This is a genomic window from Streptomonospora halophila, assembly GCF_039542725.1.
GTDB classification, from domain to species: Bacteria; Actinomycetota; Actinomycetes; order Streptosporangiales; family Streptosporangiaceae; genus Streptomonospora; species Streptomonospora halophila.
In genome coordinates, this window is the sequence record NZ_BAABIK010000007.1 from 203,562 (window position 1) to 211,621 (window position 8,060).

General features: G+C 76.7%; 6 protein-coding genes and 1 pseudogene. 3 read left to right on the top strand and 4 right to left on the bottom strand.

The features are described 5' to 3' along the window. Positions 1-8: 8 nt before the first annotated feature. Complete coding sequence (locus tag ABEA15_RS08795; RefSeq protein ID WP_345556229.1) at positions 9-2,066, bottom strand: tetratricopeptide repeat protein; 2,058 nt, start codon at positions 2,064-2,066, stop codon at positions 9-11. An 11-nt stretch (positions 2,067-2,077) separates the two neighbouring features. Further along, entirely contained in the window at positions 2,078-2,758 is a 681-nt protein-coding gene (locus ABEA15_RS08800; RefSeq protein WP_344143227.1) for a TetR/AcrR family transcriptional regulator, read from the bottom strand. 165 nt (positions 2,759-2,923) lie between these two features. On the opposite strand from ABEA15_RS08800, the pseudogene ABEA15_RS08805 reads away from it, so the two are divergent. After that, positions 2,924-3,697, top strand: a pseudogene (locus tag ABEA15_RS08805) (glycoside hydrolase family 3 protein); the annotation flags it as partial. Between the two features lie 73 nt (positions 3,698-3,770). Further along, on the top strand, positions 3,771-3,995 hold the full coding sequence (locus ABEA15_RS08810; RefSeq protein WP_345556230.1) for a hypothetical protein: 225 nt from the start codon (positions 3,771-3,773) through the stop codon (positions 3,993-3,995). Between the two features lie 80 nt (positions 3,996-4,075). Here the strand turns inward: ABEA15_RS08810 and ABEA15_RS08815 are convergent, their stop codons facing one another. Next, entirely contained in the window at positions 4,076-5,272 is a 1,197-nt protein-coding gene (locus ABEA15_RS08815; protein ID WP_345556231.1) for a CaiB/BaiF CoA transferase family protein, read from the bottom strand. Between the two features lie 150 nt (positions 5,273-5,422). Further along, on the bottom strand, positions 5,423-6,919 hold the full coding sequence (locus ABEA15_RS08820; protein ID WP_345556232.1) for a carboxyl transferase domain-containing protein: 1,497 nt from the start codon (positions 6,917-6,919) through the stop codon (positions 5,423-5,425). A gap of 213 nt (positions 6,920-7,132) precedes the next feature. Between ABEA15_RS08820 and ABEA15_RS08825 the strand changes: the two genes are divergently transcribed. Beyond that, on the top strand, positions 7,133-8,060 hold a 928-nt coding region (locus ABEA15_RS08825; RefSeq protein WP_345556233.1), incomplete at its 3' end, for a sulfite exporter TauE/SafE family protein.

Below are 8,060 nucleotides of genomic sequence, written 5' to 3' on the forward strand. Positions count from 1 at the left end.
GCGCCGGTTCAGCCCTGCGCGCCGCCGGCGGCGCGGGCGCCGTCGAACAGGGCGCGCATCTCGGCGAGCTCGGGGTGGTCGGCGCCGAGCCGGTGCTCGCTGCGGCGCAGCGCGTCGGCGAAGCCCTCCTCGGCGGGCCCGGCCTCGCCCCGCTCCATCCGGCTGACGGCGAGGTAGAGCCGCGCGAGGGTGACGGCGGGCTCCTCGGTCCCCTCTTGCGCACCGGACTCGGCGATGACGCGCCGGAGGCCCTCTTCGGCCGCGGCGTGCCGGCCCTGGCGCAGCCGTGCGTAGCAGAGGTTGACGCGCGCGAACAGCACGCCCGGAGAAGCGGCGGCCCGGTCGCTCGCGCGGTGGGCGAGCACGGTCTCCAGCTCGGCCGCGGCGGTCTCCCAATCGTGCCTGCGCAGGGCGACGGTGGCGAGCTGGTGGCGCTCCTCGTCGGTATCCGGCGCGTCGGGGCCCAGCGCGCGGGTGCGGGCGGCGAGCAGGTCGCGGAACAGGCTGTCGGCCTCGTCGAGGCGGCCGAGGGCGATGAGGGCGTCGCCGCGGTGGTGCAGGGCCCGCAGGCCGACCGGGTGGTCGGCCCCGAGGGCGCCGGCGGCGCGCCGGGCGAGTCCGGCCAGCTCCGCCGCAGCGCCGGAGGCGTCGCCCCGCTGGAGGCGCCGGCGGGCGATGCCGACCTCGGCGCCGATGGTGTCGGGGTGGTCCGGGCCCAGGGCGGCCGAGCACACCTCGACCAGGGCGCGGTGGGCGGCCCGCTCCATCGCGGGGTCGCGGTCGCGCTGGTGGTCGAGGAGGAGTGCGACCGTGCGGGCGACGGGCGCGGCGCGGTCGCCGAGCCCCTCGCGGATGGTCTCGCCGATCAGCGGGTGGATGCGCAGGGCGCGCTCGCCGCCGACGGACGTCAGGGCCGCCAGGCCGTGGACGGCCAGCGCGTTGAGCGCGGCGGCCAGCGCGGTCTCGTCGAGGTGTTCGTTGTACGGCTCGCCGCCGCTGCCCCAGTCGCCACCGCGCAGCAGGGACAGGGGCAGGCGCCGCAGCGGGACCTCCAGGCCGTCGGCGCCCAGGACGGACAGCAGCCGCAGCAGACCAGTGGCGTGCGGCGCGGTGTCCAGCAGCTCCATGGAGGCCTCCCAGACGCCGGCGAGTGTGCTGCGGCGGGGCCGGCGGCCCGGGTGGGTGAGGGGGCGCGAGAGGCGGTCCACGCGCAGCACCGAGGCCGAGAGGTGTTCCCCCAGCGCGCCGAGGTCGGCGAAGAGTGCGGGGTGGGAGGCCGCGGCGCCGCCGGCCAGGGTGAGGGCCAGGGGGATGCCGCCGAGGCGGTCGGCGAGGCCGCGGGCGCCCGCGGCGCCGACCGGGCCGGCCCGGTCGGCCAGCACGGCGGCGGCGTCGTCCGGTGCGAGCTCGCCGACCTCGCGGATCAGGGCGGGCTCCCACAGGGCGGGGTCGCCGATGCGGGTGGTGACGACGACGCCTCCGCGGGGGCTGGTGCGCAGCCAGCCCAGGCCCTCGCCGGGCCGGTGGTCGGGGTCGAGTTCGTCGGGGCGGTCGGCGTTGTCCAGCACGAGCAGCCAGGGCCGCGGCGCGGCGTCCAGGTGCCGCCAGGCCCAGCGGGCGGCGCGCCGCGGCGAGGACGCGAGCCGGTCGGCCTCGGCGCGGGAGCCGCCGGCCTCGACGGCCGCCTCCAGCAGGGCGGGGGCGACGGTGCCCGCCCGGACCCAGAACACGTCGCGGCCGCGGTCGGCGGCGCGCCGGGCGAGAGCGGCGGCGACGGCGGACTTGCCGATACCGCCCGGCCCGGTGAGCACGGCAGGGCGGTCCGCGCCTTCGGCCGCGGCGGTTTCGAGCTCGGCGAGCAGGTCGTCGCGCCCGCGCAGGGGCTCGGGCGGGCGGGGGGCGTCGAGGCTGACGTCGGGGGGCGCTTCAGCGGGAGCGGGCGGGTGCAGGTGGATCCCGCCGTGGATGTCGCGGGCCTGCAGCAGGGTGCCGTGCACGGCTGCGACCGCTGCCGTGTTGTGCTGCGGCTGCCGGGGCGCGGGGGTCTCGGGCGTGGGTTCGGGCACCGGGCGGCGCCTCAGGCGGTGCGGTCGGCGGCGCCGGGGCCGGCGGCGGGCCCGTCTCCGGTGCCGGCGAGGTGGGTGACCAGGGCGTCGGCGACCAGCCGGGTGACGGCGGCCATGTCGACGGCGTCGGGGTCCAGCAGCCACTGGACCTGGAGGCCGTCCATGACCGCGAGGATCGCCGCGGCGGCCTCGCGGGTGGGGCGGGCGGCCTCGGGCACGCCGTCGGCGGCGGGGACGGCGGCGCCGGGGTCCAGCCGGTCCACGACGGCCGCTTCGACGTCGGCGCGCAGCTCGGCGTAGCGGTGGCGGAACCAGTCCTGGGCGGGATGGCCCTCGGTGACGCTCTCGGCGGAGAGGACGGCGTAGAGCCGGGTCGTGCCGGGCCGGGCGGCGTTGCGCTCGGCGGTGTCGACCAGGTGGTCCAGGAACCGCCGGCCCTTGGGCGGCGGGTCGGCGCTGTCGCGCAGTTCCAGCACGGCGGTGAGCAGGTCGGTCTTGGACCCGAAGTGGTGCAGCACCCCGGCGGGCGTGATGCCCAGCGTGGCGGCGATGTCGGCGAGCGAGGCGTTGTGGAAGCCCTGCGAGGCGAAGACGTCGGCGGCGGCCCGCAGGATCTCCTCGCGCCGGTTGACCCGCTTGCCCGGCGTGTTGCCCGGCGTGGCCGCCGGGGTCTGCTGCGCCGGCTCGCTCATGCTGCTCAACTCCTGGTCTTCGCACGCGGGGGACCTGCTGGGGCGGCCCGAGCGGGTGGAGGGCCCGGGTTCACGCTATCCGAGTGTTTCACGGGAGTCTTGCTTAATGAATGTTCAGTAAGTAAGGTCCGGGCGGTAGAGACGTACATCACAAGGCAAGGACACATGGACCACGACCTGCTCGCCCGCGTGGCCGCGCTCAGCCTCCAGGACAAGGTCGCCCTTCTGACGGGCCGCACCGCATGGGTCCTGCACGGCGCCCCGGCGGCCGGCCTGCTGCCCGTCACCCTCTCCGACGGGCCCGCGGGCGTGCGGGGCGGCGAACGCACCGAGGCCGACCACTCCGCGAGCCTGCCCAGCCCCACCGGGATCGCCGCGGCCTGGGACGAGGACCTGATGGAGCGGGTGGGCCGGTTCTTCGCCGCCGAGGCGCGGCGCCAGGGGGTGGACGCGGTCCTGGCGCCCGTGGTCAACCTCCAGCGCTCCCCCGCAGGCGGCCGCCACTTCGAGTGCTTCTCCGAGGACCCGCTGCTGACCGGGCGCATGGGCGCCGCCTTCGTCCGCGCGCTGCAGGGCGAGGGCGTGGGCGCGTGCGTGAAGCAATTCATCGGCAACGAGACCGAGTACCGGCGCACCTCCTACCTCGCCCGCCTCGACGAGCGCACCCTGCGCGAGGTCTACCTGCCGCCGTTCGAGGACGCGGTGTGCGGGGCCGGCGCGTGGATGGTGATGGCGGCCTACAACGGCGCCGACGACGGCACCGAGGCCGCGCCGATGACCGCACACCGCCGCCTGCTCACCGGGCTGCTCAAGGGCGAGCTGGGTTTCGACGGGGTCGTGGTCAGCGACTGGTCGGCCGCCACGACCACCGCCGAGTCCGCCGCGGCGGGGCTCGACCTGGTGATGCCCGGGCCGCTGGGGCCCTGGCGCGACGCGCTCGTCGCGGCCGTGCGCGCGGGCGAGGTCGCCGAGTCGTCCCGAGGTGATGCGGTTCAGCGCCGACGGGCGCATCGTGCAGAGGACCACGCGCCAGAAGCTGGAGTCCACCCGCGGCCAGTGGGTCTTCGACGGCGACCAGTACGTGATCTTCAACCTGGCGCTGGGCGGAGCCTATCCGGCGGGCCACAACCAGGTCGAGGAGCCCTACTGGGGGCTGCCGCAGTCCAGCGTAGACCGCATCGCCCAGGGCGGCGTGCGCGCCGAGGTCGACTGGGTCGAGGTGGAGCAGAAGACCTGAGGCGGCGCCGAGGACGGCATCGGCACCGTGGCCGGGGCGGGTTCCCGCGGGGGCCCGCCCCGGCTGCGTGTCGCCGCGGCCTACTCCCCGGAGCCGTCGAGGGTGTCCAACCAGGCGCGCACGGACGCGTTGTGCTCGCCGAGGCGGGGCGGCGGGCGGTAGTCGGGCGGTGTTTCGGAGGCGGGGTCGCCGGCGTCGGCGAAGCGCACGGCGGACCCCGGCAGTTCGATGGAACCCAGCACCGGGTGCTCCACCTCGGCCACCAGGCCCTGGGAGCGCACCTGGTCCCACTCGTAGACCTGGTCGAGGGTGCGCACGGCGCCGCAGGGGATGCCGATGGCGCCGATGCGCCCCAGCCAGGTGTCGCGGGGGGCGGTGGCGAGCACGGCCTCGACGGCCTCGTTGAGCTGCGGGCGGTTGGCGACCCGGGAGGCGTTGTCGGCGAAGCGGGGGTCGGCGGCGTCGATACCCAGCAGCCCGGCGAACTTCGACCACTGGCCCTGGCTGGCGACCGCGACCTGCAGCATGCCGTCGGCGCAGGTGTAGGCGCCGTAGGGGGCGATCGAGGGGTGGTGGTTGCCGATCGCCCGGGGCACCTCCCCGCCCACGGTCCAGCGGGTGCCCTGGAAGGCGTGCACGCCCACGATGGAGGACAGCAGCGAGGTGCGCACCACGCGGCCGCGGCCGGTGCGCTCGCGCTCGTAGAGGGCGCTGAGCACGCCGTAGGCGCCGTTCATCCCGGCCAGGAGGTCGCCGATGGGCACGCCCACCTTGGTGGGCTCCTCGGGCCCGGGGCCGGTGAGGCTCATCAGCCCGGCCTCGCCCTGGGCGATCTGGTCGTAGCCGGCGCGCCCGCCTTCAGGCCCGTCGTGGCCGAAGCCGCTGATGGAGCACAGCACCAGGCGCGGGTTGAGCTCGGCCAGGCGCTCGGCGGAGAACCCGAGGCGGTCGAGCACGCCGGGGCGGAAGTTCTCCACGAGCACGTCGGCGGCGCGCACCAGGCGGGTGAGCACCGAGGCGCCGTCCTCGGACTTCAGGTCCAGCTCGACCGACTCCTTGTTGCGGTTGCAGGAGAGGAAGTAGGTGCTGATCCGCTCGTCCTCGGGCCCGGCGAAGGGAGGCCCCCAGCCGCGGGTGTCGTCGCCGGTCGCGGGCTGCTCGACCTTGATCACGCGCGCGCCGAGGTCGCCCAGCAGCATGGCGGCGTGCGGCCCGGCCAGGGCCCGCGACAGGTCGACCACCACGATTCCGCTCAATGGCCCCTGGGATGTGCTCACTCGCTCCGCCACAGGACGGGCCCCCTTCGACTGCTCCGCGCCGGTCGCGCCGCCGCGTGGTGTCCGGTGTTGTCTGGTCATTGTGCCGACGCGCTGTGCGCGTGATCACAGCGGGGCCCCCGGCGAGGCGCCGGGCCGACCGGGCGCGGCTCAGCCGGGCAGGCCCAGGCGGCGGTAGCGGGCGTGGCGGCACGCCAGGCGCCGGTCGGGGTCGGCGCGCAGCAGTGCGGCGAGCTCGTGGCGCAGCGCGGCGCCCATCCGGGCGCAGAACGCCGCGGGTTCGTCGGCGGCGTCGGGGCGCTCGGCCACGATGCGGTCGACGATGCCGTTCGCGCGCAGCCGCGCCGTGCTCACCCCCTGCCGTTCGGCGAGTTCGGGGGCGCGATCGGTGGTGCGGTGCACGATGGCGCTCGCGCCCTCCGGCGGCAGCGGCGACAGCCAGGCGTGCTGCGCGCCGACGACGCGGTCGGCCGGTACCAGGGCCAGCGCCCCTCCCCCGGTGCCCTGGCCCATGAGCACGGCCAGGGTGGGCGCGCGCAGGGTGACCAGCTCCGCCAGGCAGCGGGAGATCTGCCCGGCCAGGCCCTGCTCCTCGGCCTCGCGGGAGAGCGCGGCGCCGGGCGTGTCGATGACGGTGACCAGCGGAAGGTCCAGTTCCTCGGCGATGCGCATGCCGCGGCGGGCCTCGCGCAGCGCGGCCGGGCCGAGGGGGTGGTCGCTGGTCTGCCGGGAGCGGTCCTGGCCCAGCAGGACGCACGGCGCACCGCCGAAGCGGGCCAGGGCCAGCAGCAGGCCGGGGTCGGCCTCGCCCTCGCCGGTGCCCTTGAGGGGGACGACGTCGCCGGCCGCGCGCCGCAGCAGCTCGCGCACGCCGGGGCGGTCGGGGCGCCGGGAGCGGGTGATCGACTCCCAGGCGGGCACCTCGGCGGTCGGCTCCTCGGGGACCGCGGGCTCCTCGGGCAGCGCGCCGGCGCGGGCGAGCAGCACGTTCAGGGTGCGGTCGGCGGTGCCGGGCAGGTCGTCGACGCCGAGCACGGCGTCGACGAGGCCGCGGCGGTGGAGGTTCTCCGCCGACTGCACGCCCTCAGGGAAGGGCCGGTCGTAGAGCTGCTCGTAGACGCGGGGGCCGAGGAAGCCGATCAGCGCGCCCGGTTCGGCGACGGTGACGTGGCCCTGGGAGCCCCAGGAGGCCAGGACGCCGCCCGTGGTGGGGTGGCGCAGGTAGACGAGGAAGGGCAGGCCGGCCGCCTTGTGCGCCGCGACGGCGGCGGAGATCTTTACCATGGTCAGGAACGCGACGGTGCCCTCCTGCATGCGGGTGCCCCCGGAGGCGGGTGCGGCCAGCAGCGGGAGGCGCTCGGCGGTGGCGCGTTCGACCGCCGATGTCAGCCGCTCGGCCGCGGCGACCCCGATCGAGCCGGCGAGGAAGTCGAACTCGCAGGCCACGACGGCGACGCGGCGACCGCGCAGCAGGCCCTCGCCGGTGACTACGGCCTCGTCGCAGCCGCTGCGCTCGCGGGCCCGGGCCAGCTCGGCGGCGTAGCCGGGGTCGGGCGCGACGTCCAGCGGCGGTCCGTCCCAGGAGCGGAACGAGCCGGCGTCCAGTGTCGCCTCCAGCAGCTCGTGCGCGCCGTACCCGCGGCCCATGGCACCTCCGTCGGCAGTCGCGGCCGGTCGCCGCCCCGGCCGCGCACGGCCGGGTGATCGACTCTAGCCGCGGCCCGTCCGAGGCGTCAGCGGCGGGAGGCGGCGCGGCGGCCCCGCACCCCCAATTCCCCTATTGTCCGGTAGGAAAAACGGGGTTAATATCCCACTGAGCCTATAGGGAAAATCTGGTTCCTCACCGGGAAGCGGCACGGCATGCAGACACTCGTCATCTTCGCCCTCGTCGGGCTGCTGGCCCAACTCGTCGACGGCAGCCTGGGGATGGCCTACGGCGTCACCTCCACCACCCTGCTGCTGGCCGCGGGCACCACGCCCGCGGCCGCCTCGGCGACGGTGCACCTGGCCGAGATCGGCACCACCCTGGCCTCGGGCGCCGCGCACTGGCGGCTGGGCAACGTCGACTGGCGGGTGGTCCGGCGCATCGCCCTGCCCGGGGCGATCGGCGCGTTCGCCGGGGCGACCTTCCTCAGCGGGCTGTCCACCGCGGCCGCGGCGCCGCTCATGTCGGTCGTGCTGCTGGTGCTGGGCGCCTATGTGCTCGTGCGATTCACGCTCTGGCCGCTCTCGCGCGCCCGGCTGGGCACGCCGGTCCGACGGCGCCTCCTGGTGCCGCTGGGCCTGGCCGGCGGGTTCCTCGACGCCACCGGCGGTGGCGGCTGGGGGCCGGTGGGCACGCCGGCGCTGCTGGCCGGCGGGCGCATCGAGCCCCGCAAGGTGATCGGCTCGATCGACACCAGCGAGTTCATCGTCGCCCTCGCCGCCAGCGCCGGGTTTCTCGTCGGGCTCGGCGGTGCGGGGATCAACCCCCTCTGGACGGGCGGCCTGCTGATCGGCGGCGTCGTGGCGGCCCCCGTCGCGGCGTGGATCGTGCGGCGGGTGCCGCCGCGGGTGCTCGGCTCGGCGGTAGGCGGCCTCATCGTGCTGACCAACACCCGCAGCCTGCTGGAGGCGGTGTGGCCCGAGGCGGCGCCGGGCGCCCTCACCGCGGTCTACGTCGCACTGGCCGCGGCCTGGGCGGCGGCGGTCGCCTGGTCGGTGCGTGCGCACCTGGCCGAGCGCGCTCCCGAAGGCGCCCCGGCGCCCAGCTCCCCGGCGGACGCCGCCGGCGGGCCCGGCCGCGCCC

Coding starts and splice junctions, on each gene's coding strand:
- ABEA15_RS08800 (WP_344143227.1), bottom strand. CDS start 2,758: ATGAGCGAGCCGGCGCAGCAGACCCCGGCGGCCACGCCGGGCAACACG.
- ABEA15_RS08820 (WP_345556232.1), bottom strand. CDS start 6,919: ATGGGCCGCGGGTACGGCGCGCACGAGCTGCTGGAGGCGACACTGGAC.